The 23,466-nt window shown below is 72.5% G+C and carries 19 protein-coding genes; 6 read left to right on the top strand and 13 right to left on the bottom strand.

Annotation, left to right across the window (positions count from 1 at the left end; all coding sequences use genetic code 11):
- Positions 1-46: 46 nt before the first annotated feature.
- The 11 genes from MWU75_RS01800 to MWU75_RS01750 form a co-directional block, all read right to left on the bottom strand.
- Positions 47-2,632, bottom strand: coding sequence for an NADH-quinone oxidoreductase subunit G (locus tag MWU75_RS01800; RefSeq protein ID WP_247087849.1), 2,586 nt, complete (start codon positions 2,630-2,632; stop codon positions 47-49).
- Positions 2,629-3,942, bottom strand: a complete 1,314-nt coding sequence (gene nuoF, locus MWU75_RS01795; protein ID WP_247087848.1) for an NADH-quinone oxidoreductase subunit NuoF — start codon at positions 3,940-3,942, stop codon at positions 2,629-2,631. The genes MWU75_RS01800 and nuoF overlap by 4 nt, the downstream gene beginning before the upstream one ends.
- Positions 3,939-4,763 (bottom strand): NADH-quinone oxidoreductase subunit NuoE, encoded by an 825-nt coding sequence (gene nuoE, locus MWU75_RS01790; RefSeq protein ID WP_247087847.1) that lies wholly within the window; start codon positions 4,761-4,763, stop codon positions 3,939-3,941. Before nuoE ends, nuoF begins: the two co-directional genes overlap by 4 nt.
- Positions 4,760-6,094, bottom strand: a complete 1,335-nt coding sequence (locus tag MWU75_RS01785) for an NADH-quinone oxidoreductase subunit D (RefSeq protein WP_247087846.1) — start codon at positions 6,092-6,094, stop codon at positions 4,760-4,762. The genes nuoE and MWU75_RS01785 overlap by 4 nt, the downstream gene beginning before the upstream one ends.
- Complete coding sequence (locus tag MWU75_RS01780; protein ID WP_247087845.1) at positions 6,094-6,840, bottom strand: NADH-quinone oxidoreductase subunit C; 747 nt, start codon at positions 6,838-6,840, stop codon at positions 6,094-6,096. Before MWU75_RS01780 ends, MWU75_RS01785 begins: the two co-directional genes overlap by 1 nt.
- Positions 6,840-7,394: an NADH-quinone oxidoreductase subunit B family protein gene (locus MWU75_RS01775; RefSeq protein ID WP_348647718.1), complete on the bottom strand. Its 555-nt coding sequence runs from the start codon at positions 7,392-7,394 to the stop codon at positions 6,840-6,842. Before MWU75_RS01775 ends, MWU75_RS01780 begins: the two co-directional genes overlap by 1 nt.
- 74 nt (positions 7,395-7,468) lie before the next feature.
- A complete protein-coding gene (locus MWU75_RS01770) occupies positions 7,469-7,834 on the bottom strand; it encodes an NADH-quinone oxidoreductase subunit A (RefSeq protein WP_247087844.1) in 366 nt (121 codons plus the stop codon).
- A gap of 316 nt (positions 7,835-8,150) precedes the next feature.
- Positions 8,151-9,278, bottom strand: a complete 1,128-nt coding sequence (locus MWU75_RS01765; RefSeq protein WP_247087843.1) for a hypothetical protein — start codon at positions 9,276-9,278, stop codon at positions 8,151-8,153.
- A 169-nt stretch (positions 9,279-9,447) separates the two neighbouring features.
- Positions 9,448-10,071, bottom strand: coding sequence for an exonuclease domain-containing protein (locus MWU75_RS01760; RefSeq protein WP_247087842.1), 624 nt, complete (start codon positions 10,069-10,071; stop codon positions 9,448-9,450).
- A gap of 5 nt (positions 10,072-10,076) precedes the next feature.
- Positions 10,077-11,942: a DUF294 nucleotidyltransferase-like domain-containing protein gene (locus MWU75_RS01755; protein ID WP_247087841.1), complete on the bottom strand. Its 1,866-nt coding sequence runs from the start codon at positions 11,940-11,942 to the stop codon at positions 10,077-10,079.
- Between the two features lie 13 nt (positions 11,943-11,955).
- A complete protein-coding gene (locus tag MWU75_RS01750; RefSeq protein WP_247087840.1) occupies positions 11,956-12,645 on the bottom strand; it encodes a demethylmenaquinone methyltransferase in 690 nt (229 codons plus the stop codon).
- A gap of 43 nt (positions 12,646-12,688) precedes the next feature.
- Between MWU75_RS01750 and MWU75_RS01745 the strand changes: the two genes are divergently transcribed.
- Together MWU75_RS01745 and MWU75_RS01740 are read left to right on the top strand one after the other, a co-directional pair.
- Positions 12,689-14,023 carry an isochorismate synthase gene (locus MWU75_RS01745; RefSeq protein WP_247087839.1) on the top strand — a complete coding sequence of 445 codons (1,335 nt, stop codon included), beginning with the start codon at positions 12,689-12,691 and terminating at the stop codon, positions 14,021-14,023.
- Positions 14,024-14,030: 7 nt separating this feature from the next.
- Positions 14,031-14,576: a GNAT family N-acetyltransferase gene (locus MWU75_RS01740; protein WP_247087837.1), complete on the top strand. Its 546-nt coding sequence runs from the start codon at positions 14,031-14,033 to the stop codon at positions 14,574-14,576.
- A gap of 54 nt (positions 14,577-14,630) precedes the next feature.
- Here the strand turns inward: MWU75_RS01740 and MWU75_RS01735 are convergent, their stop codons facing one another.
- Positions 14,631-15,917 carry an MFS transporter gene (locus tag MWU75_RS01735; protein ID WP_247087835.1) on the bottom strand — a complete coding sequence of 429 codons (1,287 nt, stop codon included), beginning with the start codon at positions 15,915-15,917 and terminating at the stop codon, positions 14,631-14,633.
- 86 nt (positions 15,918-16,003) lie between these two features.
- On the opposite strand from MWU75_RS01735, the gene MWU75_RS01730 reads away from it, so the two are divergent.
- From MWU75_RS01730 to MWU75_RS01715, 4 genes are all read left to right on the top strand, one after another.
- Positions 16,004-17,338, top strand: a complete 1,335-nt coding sequence (locus MWU75_RS01730; protein ID WP_247087833.1) for a GNAT family N-acetyltransferase — start codon at positions 16,004-16,006, stop codon at positions 17,336-17,338.
- 155 nt (positions 17,339-17,493) lie between these two features.
- Entirely contained in the window at positions 17,494-18,960 is a 1,467-nt protein-coding gene (locus MWU75_RS01725; protein WP_247087831.1) for a DUF5129 domain-containing protein, read from the top strand.
- Positions 18,961-18,987: 27 nt separating this feature from the next.
- A complete protein-coding gene (locus MWU75_RS01720; RefSeq protein ID WP_247087829.1) occupies positions 18,988-21,210 on the top strand; it encodes a helicase-associated domain-containing protein in 2,223 nt (740 codons plus the stop codon).
- A gap of 42 nt (positions 21,211-21,252) precedes the next feature.
- Positions 21,253-21,687, top strand: coding sequence for a hypothetical protein (locus MWU75_RS01715; RefSeq protein ID WP_247087827.1), 435 nt, complete (start codon positions 21,253-21,255; stop codon positions 21,685-21,687).
- Positions 21,688-21,700: 13 nt separating this feature from the next.
- On the opposite strand, the gene menD is transcribed toward MWU75_RS01715, so the two are convergent.
- On the bottom strand, positions 21,701-23,464 hold the full coding sequence (gene menD / locus MWU75_RS01710) for a 2-succinyl-5-enolpyruvyl-6-hydroxy-3-cyclohexene-1-carboxylic-acid synthase (RefSeq protein WP_247087825.1): 1,764 nt from the start codon (positions 23,462-23,464) through the stop codon (positions 21,701-21,703).
- Positions 23,465-23,466 lie beyond the last annotated feature (2 nt).

Below are 23,466 nucleotides of genomic sequence, written 5' to 3'. Positions count from 1 at the left end.
AGGGTCGGCGCCTGGGTCGTCACGTCGTTGAGGACGCTCACCGCGCTCATGCCTGACCTCCTGTGAGGGCGTGGCCTCCGGTGCTGTCGACGCCCCGGAGCTCGTCAGCTGCCGCAATCCGCACGACCGCACCCGCCTCGGCGCCGAGGGTGGCCCGCACCGCGGACCCCGGCGAGTTGGTCGGGACCCAGACGACGTGGTCGGGCATCTCGGTGAGGTCGACAGGGAGGGTGATGCTGCCGCGGTCGGTGCTCACCGTCAGCAGCCCGTCGGCGGCGGCACCGACCGCTGCGGCCGTGGCCGCCGAGATGCGCGCCACCGCCTTGCGCGCGGTGCCCGCCAGGAACGGCTCGCCGTCCTGCATCGACCCGTTGTCGAGCAAGGTGTGCCAGGTCGCCAGGACCGCCTCGCCCTGCGCGGGCCGGGCCGGCTCGGCCGCGGCGACGCGCGGCAGGTCGGTGACCCCGTCCCACGACCCCAGGGCCGTCAGCTCGGTGCGGAGGGCGGTGAGGTCACGGGCCTGCAGGTGGACACCCATCTCGCCGGCCAGCAGATCCAGCACGACGTGATCGCTCATCGCGTTGGACTCCAGGGCCTGCTCGAAGGGACGCAGTCGGCCCTCCCAGTTGGCATAGGCACCGGCCTTCTCCTGTTGCGGGGCGACCGGGAGTATGACGTCGGCGTACTCGTGGACGGCCGACTCCCGGAACTCGAGGGAGACGACGAAGGCGCTGGCCAGCGCGGCGCGGGCCAGGGCCGGGTCGGCCGTGTCGTCGGGGTCGACGCCACCGACCACCAGGGCGGACAGCTCGCCGTCTGCGGCGGCGGCCAGGATCTCGTCGGTGCTGCGGCCGCCGGCCTCCGGCAGGCCCGTGCCCCAGAGGTCCGACACGGCGGCGCGAGCGCTCTCGTCGGCCACCGGGCGGCCACCGGGCAGCAGGCCCGGCAACGCCCCGACCTCGACCGCACCGCGCTCACCGGCGCGGCGCGGCACCCAGGCCAGACCGGCCCCGGTGGCCTCGGCCAGAGCCGCTGCGGCGGACAGCCCGCCGGGGACCAGGCCCAGGCGCTCGCCCACGAGGATGACCGAGGACTCGCTCAACCCGGCTGCGGCAGCCGCCACCGGGTCAGCTGCGGCGGAGGTGGCATCGGTGTCGGCGGAGGCGGCCCCGGTGTCGGCGGACGCGTGGCCGTCGGCGAGCGCACGCAGGATCTCCGCCTCCGTGCCCGGGGCGGCGGGGATCAGCGTCCCACCGGCCTTGGTGAGACCGGGGGTGGCGAAGGGCGCCAGGCCGTAGACGCTCGTGGAGTTGGACAGGAAGGCCTTGCGCAGTCTGAGGAAGACCAGCGGGCTCTCCTCCTCCGGCTCGAAGCCGACCAGCAGCACGGTGTCCGCGGCCTCGATGTCGGAGTAGGTGACGTCCGAGCGGCGGACGACCTGCGAGGCCAGGAAGGTGGTCTCCTCCTCGGAGTACGGGCGGGCCCGGAAGTCGATGTCGTTGGTGCCGAGCGCGACCCGGGCGAACTTGCTGTAGGCGTAGGCGTCCTCCACGGAGGCCCGGCCCCCGACCAGCACACCGGCGCCACCATCGGCCCGGGCAGCGGCCAGACCAGCGGCTGCGGCGGCGAACGCCTCGCCCCAGGTGGCGACCTGGTAGTTGCCGTCCTGGTCACGCACCACCGGATCGCGCAGGCGGTCCGGCTGCACGGCATACGGGAAGGCCCAGCGACCCTTGTCGCAGTTCCACTCCTCGTTGACCTCCGGGTCGTCCAGCGCCATCCGGCGCAGGACCACGCCACGACGGTGGTCGGTGCGGATCGCGCACCCCGAGGCGCAGTGCTCACAGACGCTCGGCGTCGAGACGAGGTCGAACGGCCGGGAGCGGAACCGGTAGGCCGCGCCGGTCAGGGCGCCGACGGGGCAGATCTGGACGGTGTTGCCGGAGAAGTAGGACTCGAACGGCTTCTCCTCGTAGATGCCGACCTGCTGCAGGGCACCCCGCTCGATCAGCGCGATGAACGGGTCACCGGCGATCTGGTCGGAGAAGCGCGTGCACCGGGCGCACAGGATGCAGCGCTCCCGGTCGAGCAGCACCTGGGAGGAGATGTTGATCGGCTTGGGGTAGGTCCGCTTGATGTCCTCGAAGCGCGAGGTGGGCCGGCCGTTGGACATCGCCTGGTTCTGCAGCGGACACTCGCCGCCCTTGTCGCAGACCGGGCAGTCCAGCGGGTGGTTGATCAGCAGGAACTCCATCTGCCCGTGCTGCGCCTTGTCAGCGACCGGGGAGGTGTGCTGGGTCTTGACCTGCATGCCCGCGCTGACCGTCAGGGTGCAGGAGGTCTGCGGCTTGGGCATCGGCCGGACGTTGCCCTCGCGGTCCGGCGTGGCCACCTCGACCATGCACTGGCGGCAGGCGCCGACCGGGTCCAGCAGCGGGTGGTCGCAGAACCGGGGGATCTGGACGCCGATCTGCTCGGCGGCGCGGATCACCAGGGTGCCCTCCGGCACGCTGACGTCGACCCCGTCGATGGTCAGCGAGACCATGGGCACGTCGGGCTCGGCCGGGACCTCGGCGTTGCCGCCGTCGGAGACGGCGTTGCCCCCGGATGCGGGTGAGGTGTTGACGGTCATGCTGGCTGCGTCTCCTTCGCGAACAACGTCGAGCGCCCCGGCGGGAACAGCTCGGACGCCGGGGTGTGCATGCCGGCCTCGAACTCCTCGCGGAAGTACTGCACCGCCGAGGTGATCGGGCTGGTCGCACCGTCTCCCAGGGCGCAGAACGCGCGACCCAGGATGTTGTCACAGATGTCCACGAGCTTGTCGATGTCGTCCTGGCTGCCGGTGCCCGCCTCGAGTCGGTGCATGATCTGCTTGAGCCAGAAGGTGCCCTCGCGACAGGGCGTGCACTTGCCGCAGGACTCGTGGGCGTAGAAGTCCGTCCACCGCGAGACCGCGCGCACGACCGAGACCGTCTCGTCGAAGATCTGCAGGGCGCGCGTGCCGAGCATCGAGCCCTCGGCGGCCACGGACTCGAAGTCCAGCGGCACATCCAGGTGCTGGTCGGTGAAGAGCGGGGTCGAGGACCCGCCGGGGGTCCAGAACTTCAGCTTCCGGCCGTTGCGGATGCCCCCGGCCATCTCGAGAAGCTCGCGCAGAGTGATGCCCAGCGGCGCCTCATACTGCCCCGGCCTGGTGACGTGCCCGGACAGGCTGAAGATGCCGAAGCCCTGGGACTTCTCGGTGCCCATGTCGGCGAACCAGTCGGCTCCGTTGGCCGCGATCGGTGCGATCGAGGCGATCGACTCGACGTTGTTGACCACGGTGGGCCGGGCGTACAGACCAGCGACCGCCGGGAACGGCGGCTTCAGCCGGGGCTGCCCGCGGCGGCCCTCCAGGGAGTCCAGCAGCGCCGTCTCCTCGCCGCAGATGTAGGCGCCGGCGCCGGAGTGCAGGGTGATGTCCAGGTCGAAGCCGGTGCCGAGGATGTCCTTGCCCAGGTAGCCCGCGGCATACGCCTCGGCGATGGCCCGCTGGACCCGTCGGTGCACGTGTGCGACCTCGCCGCGCAGATAGATGAAGGCGTGGTGGCAGCCGATCGCGAAGGAGGTGATGACCATGCCCTCGATGAGGAACTGCGGCGCGGCCAACAGCAGCGGAATGTCCTTGCACGTGCCCGGCTCGGCCTCGTCGGCGTTCACCACGAGATAGCGGGGGCCACCGTCCGGCGGGGGCAGGAAGCTCCACTTCAGCCCGGTCGGGAACCCGGCACCACCACGGCCCCGGAGCCCGGAGTCCTTGGCCATCTGGACCAGGTCGGCCTGCTCGGTCTGCAGCGCCTTGCGCAGGCCCTGGTAGCCGCCGTTGGCCTCGTAGGTCTCCAGGGTCCAGCTCGTGGGGTGGTCCCAGAACTTGGTCAGGATCGGAGTCAGTTGGGTGCTCACGCGTCCTTCTCCTCGCCCGTGCCCGGCTGCGCCGCCGAGCTGTGTTCCTCACCGGTCTCCGGCTCGGGGTCACTGGTCGTGTCCTCGGTGGAGGGATCCGTGGTCTCTTCCGCGTCGGGCGCGGTCCAGCCGCGCTCCTTGGCGAGCTTGAGCCCCTCGAGGGAGGCCGGGCCCGCGCCCACCCCCTCATCGGCCAGGCCGTCCTCGAAGCCGGCCAGCATCCGGGAGACCTGCTTGAAGGTGCAGACCCGGGAGGCGCCACGGGTCGGGGCCACCGGGGTGCCGGACCGCAGGTCGTCGACGAGCTGCTTGGTGCTCTCCGGGGTCTGGTTGTCGAAGAACTCCCAGTTGGCCATGACCACGGGGGCGAAGTCGCAGGCCGCGTTGCACTCGACCCGCTCGAGGGTGATCTTGCCGTCGGCCGTCGTCTCGTCGTGCCCGATGCCCAGGTGCTCGCTGACCTCGTCGAAGATCTGGTCGCCGCCCATGATGGCGCACAGCGTGTTGGTGCAGACGCCGACGGTGTACTCGCCGTTGGGGTGGCGCTTGTACTGCGTGTAGAACGTCGCCACGCCGGACACCTCGGCCCGGGTCAGGTCCAGCAGCTCGGCGCACAGGTCGACCCCGCGCCCGGTGACGTAGCCGTCGACGGACTGGATCAGGTGCAGCAGCGGCAGGAGCGCGGAGCGCTTCTGCGGGTACTTGGCCATGATCTGCTCCGCGTCGGCGCGCAGGCTGGCGAGCTGCTCCTCGGTGTAGGGCTCGTCGCTGGCCTGCAGCGGGGTGTAGCGGTGCAGCGGGTCGTGCGTCTCCGCGCTCATCGGTCCACGCCTCCCATCACGGGGTCGATCGAGGCGACCGCGACGATGACGTCGGCCACGAGGCCGCCCTCCGCCATCACGGACGCCGCCTGCAGGTTGTGGAAGGAAGGGTCCCGGAAGTGCGCCCGGTAGGGCCGGGTGCCACCGTCGGAGACGACATGCACGCCGAGCTCGCCCTTGGGTGACTCGATGCCGACGTAGGCCTGGCCCGGAGGCACCCGGAAGCCCTCGGTCACGAGCTTGAAGTGGTGGATCAGCGCCTCCATCGACTCGCCCATGATGTTGCGGATGTGGTCCAGGCTGTTGCCCTGGCCGTCGGCACCGACGGACAGCTGCGCGGGCCAGGCGATCTTCTTGTCCGCCACCATCACCGGCTCGCCCTCGCTCGCCCGCAGGCGGGACATCGCCTGCTCGGCGATCTTCAGCGACTCCCACATCTCCTCGATGCGGATGCAGGCCCGGCCGTAGGCGTCGGCGCTGTCCCGGGTGACCACGTTGAAGTCGTAGGTCTCGTAGCCGCAGTAGGGGGTCAGCTTGCGCAGGTCGTGCGGCAGGCCCGTGGAGCGCAGGACCGGGCCGGTGACGCCCAGGGCCATGCAGCCGGTCAGGTCGAGGTGCCCCACGTCGACGGTGCGACCCTTGAAGATGGGGTTCTCCAGGAGCAGGTTCTCCAGGTCTCGTATGCCGCGGCGCAGGTCGGGCAGCTCTGCCTCGAAGGCGTCAATCGCCTCGGTCGGGACATCCTGGGCGACACCGCCGGGACGGATGTAGGCATGGTTCATCCGCAGGCCGGTCACGGCCTCGAAGAAGCGCAGGATCCGCTCCCGCTCGCGGAAGCCGATCGTCATGACCGTGGTGGCGCCCAGCTCCATGCCACCGGTGCCCATGCAGATCAGGTGCGATCCGATCCGGTTGAGCTCCATCATCAGCACGCGGATGTCGCTGGCGCGCTGCGGGATCTGGTCGGTGATGCCGAGCAGCTTCTCGACCGCGAGGCAGTAGGCGGCCTCGTTGAAGATGGGGGTGAGGTAGTCCATCCGGGTGCAGAACGTGGTGCCCTGCGTCCAGGTGCGGAACTCCATGTTCTTCTCGATGCCGGTGTGCAGGTAGCCGATGCCCGCCCGGGTCTCGCGCACCGTCTCACCGTCGAGCTCGAGGATGAGGCGGAGCACCCCGTGGGTCGAGGGGTGCTGCGGCCCCATGTTGACCACGATCCGCTCCTCGCCGAGCGTCGCCGCGTCGGCCGCGATCTGGTCCCAGTCACCCCCGGTCGCGGTGAAGACGGGGGCGCCGAGGTCGTCGCCGTAGAGGTCCTGGGTCTGGGTGGCCATCAGTTGTAGCTCCTGCGCGTGTCCGGCGCCGGGATCGTGGCGCCCTTGTACTCCACCGGGATGCCGCCCAGCGGATAGTCCTTGCGCTGCGGGTGTCCCGGCCAGTCGTCCGGCATCAGGATCCGGGTCAGTGCCGGGTGACCGTCGAAGATGATGCCGAACATGTCCCAGGTCTCGCGCTCGTGCCAGTCGTTGGCCGGGTAGATCCCGACGAGCGAGGGGACGCGGGGGTCGTCCTCGGGGCAGGAGGTCTCGACCCGGATCCGGCGGCCGCCGTGGGTGATCGACAGGAAGTTGTTGACCGCGTGCAGCTCGGCACCGGTCATCTGCGGGTAGTGCGTGCCGTTGACGCCCAGGCACAGCTCGAAGCGCAGGGCGGGCTCGTCGCGCAGCGCCTGCGCGATGGTCAGCAGGTGCTCGCGCGCCACCTGGAGCGTCATCTCGCCGCGGTCGATGACGACCGTGACCCCCTCGGAGTATGCCGAGCCCGTCGCCTCCTCCAGCACGTCGGCGACCTCGTCGAACCAGCCGCCGTAGGGCCGCGCGGCGGCCCCGGGGAAGAGGACCTCGCGCTGCAGACCGCCGTAGCCGGAGGTGTCACCGCTGTCGGCCGGGCCGAACATGCCCTGCTTACGCGCCACGACCACGGGCTCCCCCGCGGCCTGCGCCACGTCCGCGGTCTGGGCCGCCGGCAGGTCGTCGGTCGGGCTCTGCGGGATGTTGGAGGTGTCCTCGTTCGCTGCCATCAGGCCAACAACCCCTTCATCTCGTGCGTCGGCGTCGCCGCCAGTGCCGCCGCCTCGGCCTTGCGGGCCGCCTCGACGCGGTCGACGCCGAACTTGGTCTGGCGGATCGAGTCGTGCAGCGACAGCAGGGCGTTGAGCAGCATCTGGGGCCGCGGCGGGCACCCGGGCAGGTAGATGTCGACCGGGACGATGTGGTCCACGCCCTGCACGATGGCGTAGTTGTTGAACATGCCGCCCGAGCTGGCGCAGACCCCCATCGACAGGACCCACTTCGGGTTGGGCATCTGGTCGTAGACCTGCCGGACGACCGGCGCCATCTTCTGACTCACCCGGCCGGCGACGATCATCAGGTCCGCCTGGCGCGGCGTCGCGGCGAAGCGCTCCATGCCGAACCGGGCGATGTCGTAGTCGGGCGTGCCGACGGCCATCATCTCGATGGCGCAACAGGCCAGACCGAACGTGGCCGGCCAGATCGACCGGGCCTGCATCTGCCCGACCATGCCCTCGACCGTGGTCAGCAGGAATCCAGACGGAAGCTTGTCCTCAAGTCCCACGTCTCACACCGTCCCTTCACAACGTGCATCGTTCGTGCGCAACCCGGCGCACGGCATACTGCAGAAGCTTGTCCTCAGTCCCACTCCAGGCCACCCCGGCTCCACTCGTAGACGAACGGCACGGAGGCCACGACCAGGAAGAGCAGCATCGCGAGCAGGGAGAACAGCCCGACCTGGTCGAAGGCGACCGCGAAGGGATAGAGGAAGAGCACCTCGACGTCGAAGATGATGAACAGCATCGCCGTCAGGTAGAACTTGATCGGCACGCGCTCACCCTGCGGTGCGTGGGGCGTGGGCTGGATGCCGCACTCGTAGGCCTCGGCCTTGGCGCGGTTGTAGGTCTTGCGTCCGATGACGGCCCCGGCACCCATCGACCCGCCGGCGAACAACAGCCCGAGCGAGAAGAAGAACAACAGCGGTAGGTAAGGGTGGTAGTCCATCACCCACGCTCCTTTCGGCGCTGGCTGGTCCGCACGCCAATCCTAGGGGTCTTCGTTGTCATCATGCCGCAGGAGCGGTCTTCGCGAGAGCCGCGATGAGCCGGTCGTGGAGATCGGCCGCTGCGTCGGTCGCGACGGGGGGATCACACGGGGTGGGCTGGGACACCTGGGCTGCCTCGCTTGTGAAGGGATTCACGAACTTCCGCGCCAGTCTAGGACGCCCTCCGAGGGCCGAGGCGTTAGGTCATCCTCACCCAATTTCGTGCTGAGTCCCTGGCCTATTTCCCCCTGCGTCACCGGACCTCGGCGCCCGGACTCACTGGTGCGCGAACGGCACGTCCCGGGCGGAGAGCTGGTTGAGCAGCCACCTCACCCGGGCGGGCTCTGCGCTCGCTGCCCGCACGACGAGAACCTGCCCCGACGACTCGACGGACAGCAGCTCCACCGAGGCGCTGACCGGTCGGCCAGAGGTCAGCTCCACGCCGTCCTGATACATCGCCTCGAACTCTGGCGCGGCCCTCTCGACGGCGTCCTCGGAGCCCAGGTGGTAGGCCACCGCGATGACCGGCTCACCGTCCTGCACCGTCCAGCCGATCCCCACCGTCCCGAAGGCCGCGGACGGCAGGCCCGCCAGCTCATCCTGGAGCTGCGCCACGGTCGACTCCGGCGCACCGCTCCCGGCCAGCGTCTGCGCGCCCTGGAAGCTCCCCCCGGACAGGAGGACGGCCGAGACGGCGTCCTGCTCGTCGAGTGCCGCCGCGACCGCGGCCAGCGACTCGTCGTCGGCCAGCGTCTCGTCCAACCCGGCCAGCCAGTCCTCGACCGCCGCGGTGCCGGACGCGGCCACGACCCGACCATCCTGCTGCGCGAGGCGGATCGGCTGCCCGAGCCTGCTGACGACCGAGGCGTTCTCCAGGTCGGTCGAGAGGTCCTCGCCCTCACCGAAGGTCACCACGCCCTCCGCGACCTCGGGCAGGTCGGCCGCCAGGGTCGACTCGTCGAAGTCCCCGGCGACGACGGCGAAGCGCTCCGGCGGCAGGACCAGCTCGGCGAAGGAGTCCACGTCGACCAGGGACCAGCCCAGGGACTCCTGGAACTCCTGGTGCTGGTGCAGCTGCTGGAGGTTGAAGACCTCGGCCACCGGCACGAAGACGGGCGCCGGCTCACCGCTCTCGCCGATCGGCTGGCCGAGCAGCGGGCTGATCCACTCCACCAGGGCGATCCCCTCCGGCGTGTCCGGTCGCTCCAGGCCGGCGGCCTCGGTCGCGCCCGTGAGGTCGGCGGTCTGGATCATGAGGCCCGGGCTGGGCGGACCGGGGAGCTCGGCGAGCGCACCGAGCACCGTGTAGGCCTCCCCCGTGCCCAGGCCGTCCTCGGCTCCCCCGCTGCAGGCGGTCGCCACCAGTGCGGTGACGGCCATCCCCACCATGATCTTCGTGCGCATGACGTGCTCCTCCGTGCGGTCCGGCGTTCCCCCGACACGGCCCCCGCGGCACCGGTCGTGGAGCCACCCTACTGACGGGCACCACCCCGCCGCCGCCAGCAGGCACGCCGTGTCGCGCTCCCACCTGGCACCGAGCGCGGCACCACAGACTCGGCCGAGGCGGGATAGGTCACCGGATGAGTGCGCGGAGGGTGAGGTCGTGGTCACCGGCGAGCACCGCCACCTGTGCCAGATAGAGCTCGGCGCAGGCGAGGGCGTCGGTCAGCGCGTCGTGCGAGCGGTAGCGGGGCAGCCCGAAGTGCCGGCGGGCCGCAGCCAGCGACAGCTCCTCGTCGGCGACGTGGCCGCGGGTGCGCCCGCGCTGCAGCACCCGGCGCTGCAGCCGGACGGTGTCGACGACCGTCAGAGCCGGGACCTCATGGGAGGTGGCGCGGCAGGCCGCGGCGAGGAACCCGGTCTCGATCGTGGCGTGGTGCGCCAGCAGAACCCGGCCCTCCAGGTCGGTCAGCAGCTGCGGCAGGATCTCGGCGAGGGGTGCGGCGGCGGCCGCCTCGTCGTCGGTGATGCCGTGGACCGTCGCGCTCGACCCGACCCCGGTCGGGCCGGATGGCCGCACGGCATACTGCCGCGCGCCGCCGAGCTCGATGACCCCGCGCCGAACCGGGACCACCCCGATGCTGAGGATCTCGTGCGAGGAGGGGTCAAGCCCGGTGGTCTCCAGGTCGACGGCCACGAGCTCAAGGTCGCGGACCGGCACGTCGGGTGCGCGACGACGCCAGGACAGAGGTGTCATGCCGCTCAGGACAGACTGCCCAGCGGCAACCGCTGTCCGAGCGCCTGCTGCGCGCCGCGCACGATCCGGAAGGCGTCCCGCAGGTGCCGCAGCTCGAAGTCGGTCAGGTCTGCCGGGTCCACGAAGTTGTCCGGCGCACGGCCCGCGCGGACCGCACGGCCCTGGTGCCGCAGGCGCAGGTAGGCCACGAACTCCAACGCGTCCTGCAGCTCCGCGCCCAGCTCGGTCGACAACGAGCCCGCCCGGACCGCGGCGTCGAGCCGGGCCTGGGAGTTCACCTCGGGGAGCCCGCTGAGCAGCGCGTGCACCCGGGCCAGCTCGACGACCGCTGCCGTGCCACCCGTCTTCAGGTCCAGGGTGTCCCGGTGCCGGCCCTCCTTCTCCAGCACCAGCCCGCGGAAGAAGCCGATGGGTGGACGGCGTGCCACTGCGTGCTGGGCCAGGTAGGCGAGGAACAGGTCGGCACCGCGGGTGCGGGACAGGACCTCGTCGCGGAGCTCCTCGACCAGCCGGACGTCGCCGTGCAGCGGTCGCATGTCGAAGAAGATCGACCCGTTGAGCACGGCCTTCGGCTCCGGGGTCTCGACCCACCGGGCGAAGTGCTCCCGCCACGTCGACCGGGAGGCGCGCCACCGCGGATTCGTCGCCATGACCTCTCCCGGGCACCGCGGGTAGCCGCAGGCCTCGAGCCCTCCCGACACCCGGGCGGCGAGCGCGGCGAAGTAGGCATCGTGCTCCGGCCGGGCCTCGTCGGACAGCACCAGGGCGTTGTCCTGATCGCTGGCCAGGCCCTGCTCGTGGCGTGCCTGCGAGCCGAGCACGACCCAGCAGTACGGCACCGGGGGCGGGCCGAGCTCCTCCTCGGCCATCGTGAGCAGCCGGCGCTCCAGGGCGTCACCCAGGGAGGTGACCACGCGCCCGATGTCACGGGCCGAGGCGTCCTCGGCGACGAGCTGCTCCAGGATCACCGGGATCCGCGTGGCCAGCTCCGCGAGGGTCTCGACGTCCTGGGCGGCAGTGAGGTCGGCCACGAGATAGACCGGGTTGTTGTGCTCGAGCCGCATGAGGTCGGTGCTGCTGACCAGCCCGATGACCTGCCCCGTGGCGTCCAGGACCGGCAGGTGGTGGATGCTCCGGTCGACCATCTCCATGAGCGCCTCGAAGGCGAGCTCGTCCCCGCGGGCCGTTGCCGGGTGCGGGGTCATGATCCGGGCCACGGGTTCCTCGGTGTCCCGGCCGACCGCCACGACCCGACCGCGCAGGTCCCGGTCGGTCACGATGCCGGTCAGCCGTTCCCCGTCGAGGACCAGCACCGAGGAGACGCGCTCCCGGACCATGAGCTGCGCAGCCGCCCGGACGGACGTCGTGGGCGACACGGCCACGGGCGGTCGGCGGACCAAGTCGTCAAGCGTCGTCCGGAGCACGGCGCTGCCACGCTCTGCCACGTGCAGGACCCCGACCGCCCGCCGCAACCGGGCCGCGTGGGCCGAGGTGTAGAACGACTCGAAGGTGGGGTCCTGGGCGCAGAGGTCCCGGAAGGCGTCCTCCGGCACGACGAGCAGCAGGCTGTCCTCGAGGGCGGTGAAGTCATAGCGCGAGGGGGCCCGCTCGACCAGGGGCGACATGCCGAACGAGGTGCCGGGGTCGCTGCGCTCGACGAGGCCACCCTCCCGGTCGGTGATGTCGACCGCCCCGGAGCGCAGGACATACATGACCTCGTGCGACTCGCCCACCGAGAGGATCCGGGTGCCCCGCCGGACGTAGCGCACGCTGCTCCGGCGGATCAGGGCCGAGAGCAGCGGTCGGGACAGCTCCCGGAACGGCGCGTGCCCAGCAAGGAACTCCGCGACCTCGGTGAGCTCCCCGTCCATCGTGCCGACGGGCCTAGCGCACCGCGTGGTGCAGGGCCACGATCCCGCCGGAGAGGTTGCGCCAGCGCACCCCGCTCCACCCGGCGGCCCGGATCTGCCGGGCCAGCCCGGTCTGGTCGGGCCAGGCCTGGATGGACTCGGCGAGGTAGACGTAGGAGTCGGGGCTGCTGCTCACCCGCTTCGCGACGGCCGGCAGCGCCCGCATGAGGTACTCCTGGTAGACGGTGCGGAACGGTCCGAAGGTCGGGGTGCTGAACTCGCAGATCACCAGGCGGCCCCCGGGCTTGGTGACCCGGTGGAACTCCTCCAGGGCCGCGCCGGTGTCCGCCACGTTGCGCAGGCCGAACGACATGGTCACCACGTCGAAGGACCCGTCCGCGAACGGCAGCGCCAGCGCGTCTGCGGCCGTGAACGCCAGGTCGGGGCGCCGCCGGTTGCCCTGGCGCAGCATCCCGAGAGAGAAGTCGGCCGGCACGACGTCGATGTCCGCGTCGGCGAACGGCTCGCTGCTGGTGCCGGTGCCGGCGGCGATGTCCAGGATCCGCTCCCCCGGCCGGGCATCGACCGCCTTGACCACGGCCCGTCGCCACAGACGGTCCTGCCCCAGGGACAGGACGTCGTTGGTCAGGTCGTAGCGACCGGCCACCCCGTCGAACATCTCAGCGACCTCGGATGGCGCCTTGTCCAGGCTCGCGCGACTCATGCGGCTCATCTTCCCAGACCGTCACGGCATAGGCTGACCTGCCGTGACCGTCCCCGTCCTTCCCCGTCTGCGCGCGCGCACCCTCGAGGCGCCCCCGCAGCCCGACCTGTTCGACCTCGTCCCGCCGGAGGTGGATCCGGCGACGGTCGTCAGTTGGGTGCGCGAGGGCAGCGGGCTGGTGGGCTGGGGCCGGGCGGCCGCCAGCCCGGTGAGTATGCGGGGTGGTCCCGACCGCTTCGCCCTCGCCGCCGCGTGGTGGCGGGACGTGGTCGCCGGGGCCGAGGTGGTCGACGAGGTCGGGTTGCCCGGCACCGGGCTGCTCGCGTTCGGCTCCTTCGCCTTCTCTCCCGACTCGCCGGACGGCGGCGGACTGATCGTCCCGCGCGTCATCGCCGGCCAGCACGCGGGGCGGGCGTGGGTGACCAGCATCGAGGACGGCGACGCTGCTCCTGCGCCCACGGGGAACAGCTCGGTGTCCGCGGACGCGACGGACGGCATACGGCTGCGGTCCGGTGCGGTGGCCGCCGAGGACTGGCCCGCGGTGATCGCCGGAGCGGTCGCCCGCATCGAGGCCGGGGAGGTGGCCAAGGTCGTGCTCGCCCGCGACGTCGTCGCGGAGGCGGACCGGCCGATCGACACGGTGGCCCTGCTGCGGCGGCTGGCCTCGCGCTACGCCGCCACCTGGACCTTCGCCGTCGACGGGCTGATCGGCGCCACCCCGGAGATGCTCGTGCGCCTGCAGGACGGCCGGGTGCGCTCCCGGGTCCTCGCGGGGACGGTGCGCCGGGATCGCTCGCCCGCCCCGTCGGTGACCGAGACGCACCCCGAGCTGGAGGAGTCGCACCGCCCCGACCCGCGGCTGCACCTGGTCTCCGACGCCAAGGAGCTGGAGGAGCACGCCTTCGCGGTGCGGTCGGTCGCCGATGCGCTGACGCCGCACTGCGCGAGCCTGCAGGTGCCCGAGCAGCCGTTCGTGCTGGAGCTGCCGGACGTCTACCACCTGGCGACCGACCTCAGCGGTGAGGCCGCCGACGACGCCACATCGCTGGACCTGGCCGCCGCGCTCCACCCCTCCGCCGCCGTGTGCGGGACACCCTCGGAGGACGCGGCCCGCCTCATCGCCGAGCTCGAGGGGATGGACCGCGGGCGGTATGCCGGGCCCGTCGGCTGGGTGGACGCCGACGGCGACGGGGACTGGGGCATCGCGCTGCGCTGCGGTCAGCTGGCCCCCGACGCCCGGTCGATGCGACTGTTCGCCGGCGGCGGGATCGTGGCCGCCTCCGACCCGGAGGCCGAGCTGGCCGAGACCGAGGTCAAACTGGCGGCGATGCGGCACGCCCTCGGCCTGGAGTCCGGGCATGCCCCCACCAAGAAATAGGGAGGATTTGCCCGCCTCCCGCGCAGAAAAAGGGAGGATTTGTCCGCCTCCGCTGTCCCTGCGCGCCCCGGAGCCCGGGGACGAGGAGGCGGCTCTGCAGGCCCAGGACGAGCTGGCAGCCGACGGCTTCGACTTCCTGCTCCTGGGCGACCGGACCTGGGCGCAGTGGCTGGACAAGGTGGCCCGGGACCGGGCCGGGGTCGATCTGGCGCCGGGCCGGGTGCCCGCGACGATGCTGTTCGGCGTGGTGGGCGAGGAGATCGTTGGGCGGGCCCACATCCGCCACGAGTTGACCCCTGCCCTGCTGGAGGAGGGCGGTCACATCGGCTACGGGGTGCGCCCGGACTATCGGCGACGCGGCTATGCGACGGCGATGCTCCGGCAGGGACTGCAGGTTGTCCGAGGCCTGGGCGTTGACCGCGCGCTGGTCACCTGCGACGACGACAACCCCGCGTCCATCGCCACGATCGAGCGCTGCGGCGGCGTGCTCGAGGACACCCGGCCCCGCGACGACGGCGCGTCCACCCGCCGCTACTGGATCGACCTGTCCTGACGCGCACCCTGGCCGCCGCCACGTCCCGTCGTCCAGGTCCCGGGGCGGGCTGGTCTAGCTGCGGCGGGGCTGCAGCACCCCGGCCAGCGCCACCATGAGCGCCAGGAAGGCGACCACCAGCCACAGGGCGCGTTCCAGGCCGAAGACCTCGGCCAGCAGCCCGATCGTCGGGGCGCCGAAGAGGAACGCGCCATAGGCGATCGTGCTTACGACGCCGATGGCACGGTTGCCACGGCCGGGGATCTCGCCAGCCGCCGAGATCGCTGCCGGGAAGACGGTCGAGACGCCCAGGCCCCAGAGCAGGGCGGCGACGAGGGCGACCTCCAGGGACGGCACCAGGGTGATCAGCAGGATGCCCGTTCCGGCGAGCACCCCACCGCCCCGGGCCAGGTTGGCCCGCCCCCACCGGGTGGTGGCCGGGCCGCCCAGGAGCCGACCGACCATCATGGTGACGTTGAAGGCGGTGAACGCCAGTGCCCCGAACCCGGCCGGAGCCTCGTGGACGTCCACCAGCAGCAGCGCCAGCCAGTCGTTGGCCGCGCCCTCGGCGAGCGCGGCGGCCAGACAGACCAGGCCGATGAGCAGTTCCGTGCGGGTGATGGAGCGCGGGACCGGACCACTGACCGGGGCGGCGCTGCCGAGGTGAGTGTCGACATACTCGGGGGTGGCTGGCTCAGGATGGGCGGGCTCGGGAGTGGCAGGCTCGGGGGTGCCATGCCCGCCGCCGTCCGGCACCGTCCCCTCTGTGTCCCCGGCCGCGTCAGCGGGCACGAAGCGACGGGCCGCCACCACGCCGACGAGCAGGCCGACCACCGCACCGACCGCCACCTGCACCAGGCCCACGCCCTGCCAGGCGGCCAGCGCACCCAGGCTGGCACCCAGCACGGCACCGGCCGAGAAGGCGGCGTGCAGATAGGGCATCAGCGTCCGTGACCGGAGCTGCTCGACCCGGCTGCCCTGGATGTTCATCGACACGTCCCACACACCGACCGGGGCGCCGGCCAGGACGAGCAGTCCGCCCAGGACCCAGACGTTGGGGGCGAAGGCGACGCTGCCCCAGCCGAGGCTGCCCAGGATGAGGGCCACGGTGGTGACCGTGCGGTTGCCGAAGCGATCGATCAGGCGGGCGGTGTGCGGCATCGCCAGCAGGGACCCGAGCCCGCCACCGACGAGCGCGAGCCCGAGCTCGGCCTGGGAGGCGCCCACGCTGTCGCGCAGCGCCGGGAGCCGGGCCAGGGTCTGGGCCATGACGAAGCCGGAGGCGGCGAAGACCACCGCGACGGCCGCAGGGGACCCCAGACGTGTGCCGTGGCTCGTGCGGAGCCACCCGGCTGCAGCCACTCCGACCTCCTGTCCGTCACCCGCAGTGCGGTGAACGTTGCGATAATGGTTGGCCCTCGGCCACCCGCGAGCGCCACACTGTGCCGGTGACGACGTCCGATTCTGCCCTGACCTCCGCACCCCGGGCTCCGGCCACGACCTCGGTCGCTCTCGGACCCGAGGACGCCGAACGGATCATGGCCCTGGAGCACCTGGTCTGGTTCGAGGTCGCGCCCGGCGTGAGTGCCGAGGACAGTCTGGCCGAGCTCGACTTCGAGCGCACGCGCGGGGCCGAGTTGGTCTCGTCCGGTCCTCGCCCGGGGGCGGCGCCGGGGGCGGAGCCGCTGGCCGGGATGTACGCCTCCTGGGCGATGGCGGTCACTGCCCCGGGTCCGCTCGGGTCGCTGGTGAGCCTGCCCATGAACGGGCTGACCTGGGTCGGGGTCCACCCCGACCTGCGTCGCCGGGGCATCCTGCGGCAGATGATGACCGAGCACCTCACGACGGCGCACGACCACGGCGAGGCCGTCGCCGGGCTGCAGGCGGCCGAGCCGGGCATCTACGGGCGGTTCGGCTACGGCGCGGCGTCGCTGGACGTGACCCTGACCCTGGGTCGGGGCACGGAGCTCGCCGCGGGTGAGGCGCTCGATGCCGCCGCAGAGCAGGTCTCGACCCACATGGTCCCGGCCGGGACCCCGGAGGCGATGGCAGTGATCCAGCGGGCCCACCTGCGGGCCGCGGAGCACACGCTCGGCGCCGTGACCCGCACCGAGGAGATGGCCGGGGTGTGGTTCCGCGACTTCCCCGTGGCGCGGGGCAGCAAGGAGCCCCTGCAGGTGCTCTTCGCCACCCGGGACGACGACGTCTGCGGCTACGCCCTCGTCCGCCGGTCCTCCAAGTGGGAGCACAACGTGCCCGGCGGCGAGGTGACGGTGCGCGAGATCGGTGCCACCGACCCGGCGGCTCTGCTGGCGCTGGCCCGCCGGGTCGTCGACTTCGACCTCACCGGCAAGGTCACGCTCCACGGTCGGGGGCTCGACGACCCGATCCTGTGGTGGGCCGGCGGACCACGTCCGACCTCGCTGCGCGCCGGCGACTCGCTCTGGGTCCGGCTGGTCGACGTCGACAAGGCGCTGACCGCCCGGGGCTATGCCGCGCCCGCGGACGTGGTGCTCGACGTGCTGGACCCGGTGTGCCCGTGGAACCAGCGTCGCTGGCGCCTCACGGTCGGTTCCGACGGTGTCGGTCGGTGCCTGCCCACCGACGACGCACCGGATCTGCGGATGCCGGTCACCGCCCTGGGAGCGGCCTACCTGGGCTCGCGTCCGATCGCCGGTCAGACCGTGGTTGGCACGGTGACCGAGCTGCGCCCCGGCGCCGCGGCGGAGCTGTCCCGGGCGATGCGCGGGGACGTCGAGCCGGTCGCCGCCATCGGCTTCTGACCCGCCCGCCGAGCGCGCCGCCTGGTGGCGCAGGAGACGACCGAGCGCACCGTGGGAGGACACGGAGAACCGCAGGGACTCTGGCAGGCTGTCCGTCGGAACAGTCAGGGGAGGACGGCCACACGATGGGGTCGGGCCAGTGAGGAGTGGTGAGTATGTCGATCCGTCAGCGAGCACTGATCGGGGGTGCCGCGAGCGTCGGGGTCGTCGGGACCAGCGTGTGGCTCTTCCTCGGCGCGGCACCGGGCCAGGTCGCGACCGAGCTCCAGATCGAGGACACGGCCGAGATCCTCTATGCCCCCGACCTGGAGGCCGCCGTGGAGGATCTGCGGTTCCACGAGCCCACGACGGTCGCGGTGTTCACCCACCGCGGCGGGTCCGAGGCACTGACCGACGACTACGCCCTCAACGACGCGACCCTGGCCTTCGCCCGGGAGACCCGGACCGACTGGCTCAGCGACGACGAGCAGCACTGGGCCGACGACCTGTTCATCCTGGGCGTGGACCCCGAGGGTCGCCTCGTCGGCACCTACTTCGGCGAGAACCGCGCGGTCCCGCAGAGCGCGCAGGATGACATCCAGGAGGCCACCAAGGACGACTTCCGCAACGGCCGCTGGACCGACGGGTCGATCGCCGGCATCCGGGCGGCCGCGGACGAGATGAACCAACCGGTCATCCGCTCGACGGCCGGGACCGTGGCCGCGGCCGGACTGTCCCTGGCCACGGTCGCCGGATCTGGGGCGTACCTCCTGGTGGGGACGCGTCGGGCCGGTCGCAGCCGCACGGCCCGCGCCGCCGGCGACCGCGCCATGGCGAACGTCGTCCGCGACTACGACGAGACCCAGGTGCACGCCAACCTGATCCCCGAGGAGTCGCGCTACGGCGGGGCGATGCTGCGGCGCTACGAGGACTACACCGCCTCGTTCCGCGAGCTGACCGAGCTCGGCAACAGGGCCAAGGGCATCCCGGAGAGCAGCTTCGACAGCAAGGCGAGCCTGAGCACGCTGACGGAGTACCAAGAGGCTGGCGAGGCGCTGGACACCCTCGATGACGTCATCGCCGACACCGCCGCGCTGCTCAACCTGGACCACACCTGGCCCAAGTCCTGGGAGCGCCAGGTCGCGCCGCTGCGGGAGGACCTGGACGGCGTGGAGGAGCTTCTGACCTCGACCCTGGACGAGGAGGTGCGGGGCCTGGATGAGGCACAGCCACTGCGTGAGTTCGCGTCGCAGGCCCTGGTCGACCTGGACCAGCTCTACGGTGGTCTGGAGGACCGCACCGTCACACCCGACGACGCACTGGACCGGCTGCGCACCACCCGCGACGAGCTGAGCGGCCACCTGGACACCCTCGCCGGTGCCGTGGCGCGTGCCTACAGCGAGGACGAGTCGGAGCAGGAGACGCTGAAGGACGCCTTGGGCGACGAGCGGGCAGGCCACGAGCCGACCATTCTCAGCACGGCCAACCCCACGTGGACCTGGATCAGCATCAACTCCTTCACCAGCGGCTACTCCACCGGCACCCAGGCGGTGCAGGCCTCGCGGTCGACGTCCTCCGGGTCCACCTCCGGCTACAGCAGCGGCGGCAGCTTCAGCGGGGCGGGCAGCTCCTCCCGCTTCTGAGGCGCGGCCCACGGTTACCGTAGTCGGGTGCCGACCCGTGCCCGGAGCCTCGCCGATGACCTGCGTGGACGCTCCCCCGACGACCTGGTCGCGTTGCTCGTGCAGCGACCCGACCTGGCACGGCCGACCCCCGCGGACCTGACGACCCTCGCCGCCCGTGCCACGACCAGGGCCAGCGTGCAGCGCGCGCTCGACGGGCTGGACCTCGCCCAGCTGCAAACCCTCGAGGTCGTGTGCGTGATCGGCCCGGCCCGGATCGGGGACATCGCAACCGCCCTCGGCGAGCCGAAGCGGTCCCCGCGGGTGGGCGAGCTCGTCGACGAGCTGTGTGCCCGGGCCCTGTGCTGGCACGGGCCGGAGGGCTACCGCGCGGCGCGGACCGTCCACGAGATCATCGGCTCCCCCGCCGGACTCGGCCCCGACACCGAGGACGCACCCACCGGCGAGGAGCTCACCGAGGCGCTGGGCTCGCTGGGCGCCAGGGCCCGGGCGATCCTGGACGCCCTGACCTGGGGACCGCCCACCGGGGTGCTGCCCAGCGGCGGAGCGGGTGACACCGCGATGCGGCAGGCCGGCGAGCAACTCCTCGGGCTCCGGCTGCTGCGGCGCACCGACGAGAGCCACGTGCTGCTCCCCCGACAGGTGGCCCTGGTGCTGCGCGGTGGTCGCGTGCACCGCCACCCCGAGCTCACACCCCCCACGCAGGAGGACGCCACGCTCGACGTCGCGGTGGTCGACGCCACGGCCGGCGGCCGCGCGGCGCAGCTGCTCGAGCAGACCGCCGAGCTGCTCGACGCCTGGGGCAGCCGTCCTCCCCGGGTGCTGCGCACGGGCGGGCTCGCCGTGCGTGACCTCAACCGGACGGCGACGCTGCTGGAGGCAACCACCGAGGAGGCGGCCTGGCTCGTCGAGGTTCTGCACGCCGCCGGTCTCATCGCGGCGGACGAGTCCACGGAGCCGTCCTGGATGCCCACGGGCGAGTCCGACGACTGGGCCGAGCTGCCCGCCGGGGAGCGCTGGGCCGTCCTGGCCTCGGCCTGGCGCACCATGGCGGCCGGGGCGTCCCTCGTGGGCTCGGCCGACTGCAACACCAAGGTCAACGCGCTGAGCCTGCAGACCTCGTGGCCCCACGGGAGGCAGCGCCGTCAGGACACCCTCGCCGCCCTGGCCACGCTGCCGTCCGGGGCTGCGCCAGGGGCTGACCGGCTCGCCGACCTGCTCCGCTGGTGCCACCCGATCCGGTTGAGCCGCTCCACCGACCCCGGGGTGACCACAGTGCTGCGCGAGGCCGAGTGGGCCGGGGTCACCGGGCGAGGCGCCCTGGCGACCGCAGCCCACGGCATACTCACCGGTGACCTGGCCGCTGCGGCACGGGCCATGGAGGGCCACATCCCCGAGGCCGTGGAGCACGTGCTGGTCCAGGCCGACCTGACAGCCGTGGCACCCGGGCGGCTGGACGGGCCGGCCAGGTCGGTGATGCGGCTCCTGGGCGAGGTGGAGTCGCGCGGTGGAGCCACGGTGCACCGCATCACCGAGGCAGGGATCCGGCGAGCGCTCGACCTCGGCTGGTCCGCCGACCGCGTGCTGTCCGAGGTCTCCGCGATCAGCCGGACGGGAGTCCCCCAGCCGCTGGAGTACCTCGTCCGCGACGTCGCCAGGCGGCACGGCGTCGCCCGGGTCGGGTCGGTCGGCTCCTACGTGCGCTCCGACGACCCCGCGCTGCTCGACCGGGTGCTCGCCGACCGTGCGTTGGCCCTGCTCCAGCTGCGCCGCATCGCACCGACCGTGCTGGTCAGCCCGGTCCCGGCCGGTACGGTGCTCGACGTGCTGCGCGAGGGACAGTACGGTCCCGTCCCCGAGGGTGAGGACGGTGCACTCACCCTGGTCTCGCTCCAGGACCACCGGGCCACTCGCCGGCGGACGCCACCCACCCGGGTCAGCACCGTCGACGAGGAGACCGCGGCCCGCATCGTCAGCACGATGGTGAGCGGGGAGTCCAACCGGCCGCGCGGCGGCAACGGGCTCCCCGCACCGACCGACCCCGTGGTGACGTCGGCGATGCTCCGCGAGGCCGCGGCCGAGCGGCTCCCGGTGTGGATCGGCTATGCCGACGAGGTCGGCGGCATCCAGCGGCTGCTGCTGCGGCCGACGGTCGTCGAGCAGGGCCGGGTCCGTGGCACCGTCGCCGACCAGGACGCTCCGCGGACCTTCCTGCTGCACCGCATCTCCGGCGTCGCCGCAGCCGACTGACCCACCGGCTCACTCAGGTCATCCCACCCTAGGCTGCTGGCCATGATTGCCCGCCCCGGCTCCATCGGCATCGTCCTGGCTGCCCTCCTGCTGGGTGGGTGTGCCGGGACGAGCCACACGGCTGATGAGACCGGCGAGACTACCTCGCGCACCGGTGTGGACCGTCAGGCGGAGTACGAGCAGGTCCTCGCCGCCCAGGACCGGCGCCACGAGTGCATGGCCGAGCTGGGCTACACCGTCACCGAGGAGGACGGCGAGGTCGGGATCGAGCCCATGCCCGGGGACGAGGGCTATGAGACGGTGCCGGCGCGTTCCCTGGAGACCTTCGTGGCCGAGATGCAGCGCGCCCCGGAGTCGGTCATGACGCCACCCTGGGACCCGCTGAGCCACGAGCTCGTCGGCGCCGCGGTGATCGAGCTGCAGGAGCTCTGTCCCGCACCGTCGATCTACACGATCATCTACACGATCACCGAGTAGTCCACACGCGTCGTCAGCCGAGAGCAGCCGCGGCGGCCTGGGTCAGCCGCTCACGCAGGGCCCGCTGCCCGTCCCGCGGCACGACGACCTCGATCACCCGGATCCCCTCAGCCGGTCGGTGCAGCGCGGCCCGCAGCTCACCTGCGCTGCCCACCCGCTCAAACCCCAGGGAGTATGCCGTGGCAACCGCTGAGAGGTCCGCTCCGGTGGGGGTGCCGAAGACCCGCTCGAAGTCGCCGGCCCGGGCGGGCTCGCCATACTCCAGCGTCCCGAAGATGCCGCCGCCGTCGTCATTGAGGACCACGACCGTCAGGTCGGGCCGCGGCTCGTCCGGGCCGAGCAGGAGACCGTTCACGTCGTGCAGGAAGGTCAGGTCCCCCACGAGAGACACCACCCGCCGGTCGGGAGCGGCCAGCGCGATGCCTACGGCCGTGGCATTGGTGCCGTCGATGCCGGCCAGACCACGGTTGCCGGTGACCAGCAGGCGCCGTCCGGCGAGGCCGGCCCGGTCTGCGTCACGGGCGGCGTTGGACGACCCGAGCACGAGCAGATCCTCGTCGGCGAGCGCGTCGAGCACCGTTCGCGCTACGAAGGGTCCGGACGGCCAGGAGTCCTCGAGCAACGGCCGCACCGCCTCGGCCACCGCCTGGCCGGCTCGGTGCCACAGCGTCGCCCACGAGCCCTGCGCTTCCGGGGGGCCCGCCTCATCCGCCGCCCACTCGGCGAGGGCACCCCACGGATGGACCTGCGCCACGGCGTGCGAGGGGTCCGGCCAGGTGCCCGTGGGTGTGACCGCCTCGACCCGCACGGCCGGTCGCCGCAGCAGCGCCCCGGTCTCCCGGTTCAGCGTGCAGCGACCCACGAGCAGGACCCGCTCGGGCAGGTGGTCGTCCAGCCAGTCCTCGGCGGTGAGCAGCAGCGAGCCGTGCGGCAGCACGGTGCCCCGGTCACCCGCGCCGAACGGCTCGGCGACCACCGGCCAGCCCCGGGCCACCGCGACCGTCAGGGCCTCCTCGGCCAGGCGCGGGTCGGGCAGGTCACCGAGCACCATGAGCGTCGGCACGGGGTCCGGGCGCTCCCCAGCTCCCGGCCCGCCCGAGCGGGGCTGCGGCGACGTGGTGGGCACCGCGGTCCACGGTGCGCCGTCGGCACGTCCGGCCAGCTCGGTCGGGAGGGCCGGGCTGGCGTCGAGGTCCGGCGCCAAGGGGTCGCGGAACGCGACGTTGAGATGCACCGGCCCCGGGGTGCCGCCCAGGGCACCGACCGCGGCCGCCCACGCCCGGTCCACGGTGGTGCGCCACCCGGGGTGGGCGTGCAGGATCTCCCCAAAATCGCGTGAGAGGCGCACAGAACTTCCCCAAGAACTGGTGAGGTCGTGCTCCCAGCGCACGGCGCGCCCGAAGATCCCGGGCTGCACCGTCGTCTGGTTGGCCCCGGTGCCGCGCAGCTCCTCGGGGCGGTCGGCGCTGAGCACGACCAGCGGCACGGACGCGTGGTGCGCCTCCAGGACCGCGGGGTGCAGGTTGGCCACGGCCGTGCCGGACGTCGTGATCACCACGGCAGGACGCCGGCTCACCTTGGCCAGCCCCAGCGCCAGGAACCCCGCCGACCGCTCGTCCACCCGCACGTGCAGCCGGAGGCGACCGGCCCGCTCGGCCTGCTGCACGGCATACGCCAACGGCGCGGAGCGCGACCCCGGCGCCAGCACCACCTCGCGCACGCCGCACCGGACCAGCTCGTCGACCAGGACGGTGGCCAGCGTCGTGGAGCCGTTCACCG

This window comes from Ornithinimicrobium sp. F0845 (assembly GCF_023015765.1).
In the GTDB taxonomy this organism is placed as follows: domain Bacteria; phylum Actinomycetota; class Actinomycetes; order Actinomycetales; family Dermatophilaceae; genus Ornithinicoccus.
This window is presented reverse-complemented; position numbering and strand designations above follow the sequence as displayed.

Excerpts from the sequence above, each read along its gene's own strand:
- MWU75_RS01770 (WP_247087844.1), bottom strand. The coding sequence starts at position 7,834 with ATGGACTACCACCCTTACCTACCGCTGTTGTTCTTCTTCTCGCTCGGG.
- nuoE (WP_247087847.1), bottom strand. The coding sequence starts at position 4,763 with ATGAGCGCGGAGACGCACGACCCGCTGCACCGCTACACCCCGCTGCAG.
- MWU75_RS01750 (WP_247087840.1), bottom strand. The coding sequence starts at position 12,645 with ATGAGTCGCGCGAGCCTGGACAAGGCGCCATCCGAGGTCGCTGAGATG.
- MWU75_RS01800 (WP_247087849.1), bottom strand. The coding sequence starts at position 2,632 with ATGACCGTCAACACCTCACCCGCATCCGGGGGCAACGCCGTCTCCGAC.
- MWU75_RS01715 (WP_247087827.1), top strand. The coding sequence starts at position 21,253 with ATGATTGCCCGCCCCGGCTCCATCGGCATCGTCCTGGCTGCCCTCCTG.
- MWU75_RS01755 (WP_247087841.1), bottom strand. The coding sequence starts at position 11,942 with ATGGACGGGGAGCTCACCGAGGTCGCGGAGTTCCTTGCTGGGCACGCG.
- MWU75_RS01780 (WP_247087845.1), bottom strand. The coding sequence starts at position 6,840 with ATGGCAGCGAACGAGGACACCTCCAACATCCCGCAGAGCCCGACCGAC.
- MWU75_RS01725 (WP_247087831.1), top strand. The coding sequence starts at position 17,494 with ATGTCGATCCGTCAGCGAGCACTGATCGGGGGTGCCGCGAGCGTCGGG.
- MWU75_RS01760 (WP_247087842.1), bottom strand. The coding sequence starts at position 10,071 with ATGACACCTCTGTCCTGGCGTCGTCGCGCACCCGACGTGCCGGTCCGC.
- MWU75_RS01785 (WP_247087846.1), bottom strand. The coding sequence starts at position 6,094 with ATGGCCACCCAGACCCAGGACCTCTACGGCGACGACCTCGGCGCCCCC.
- MWU75_RS01765 (WP_247087843.1), bottom strand. The coding sequence starts at position 9,278 with ATGCGCACGAAGATCATGGTGGGGATGGCCGTCACCGCACTGGTGGCG.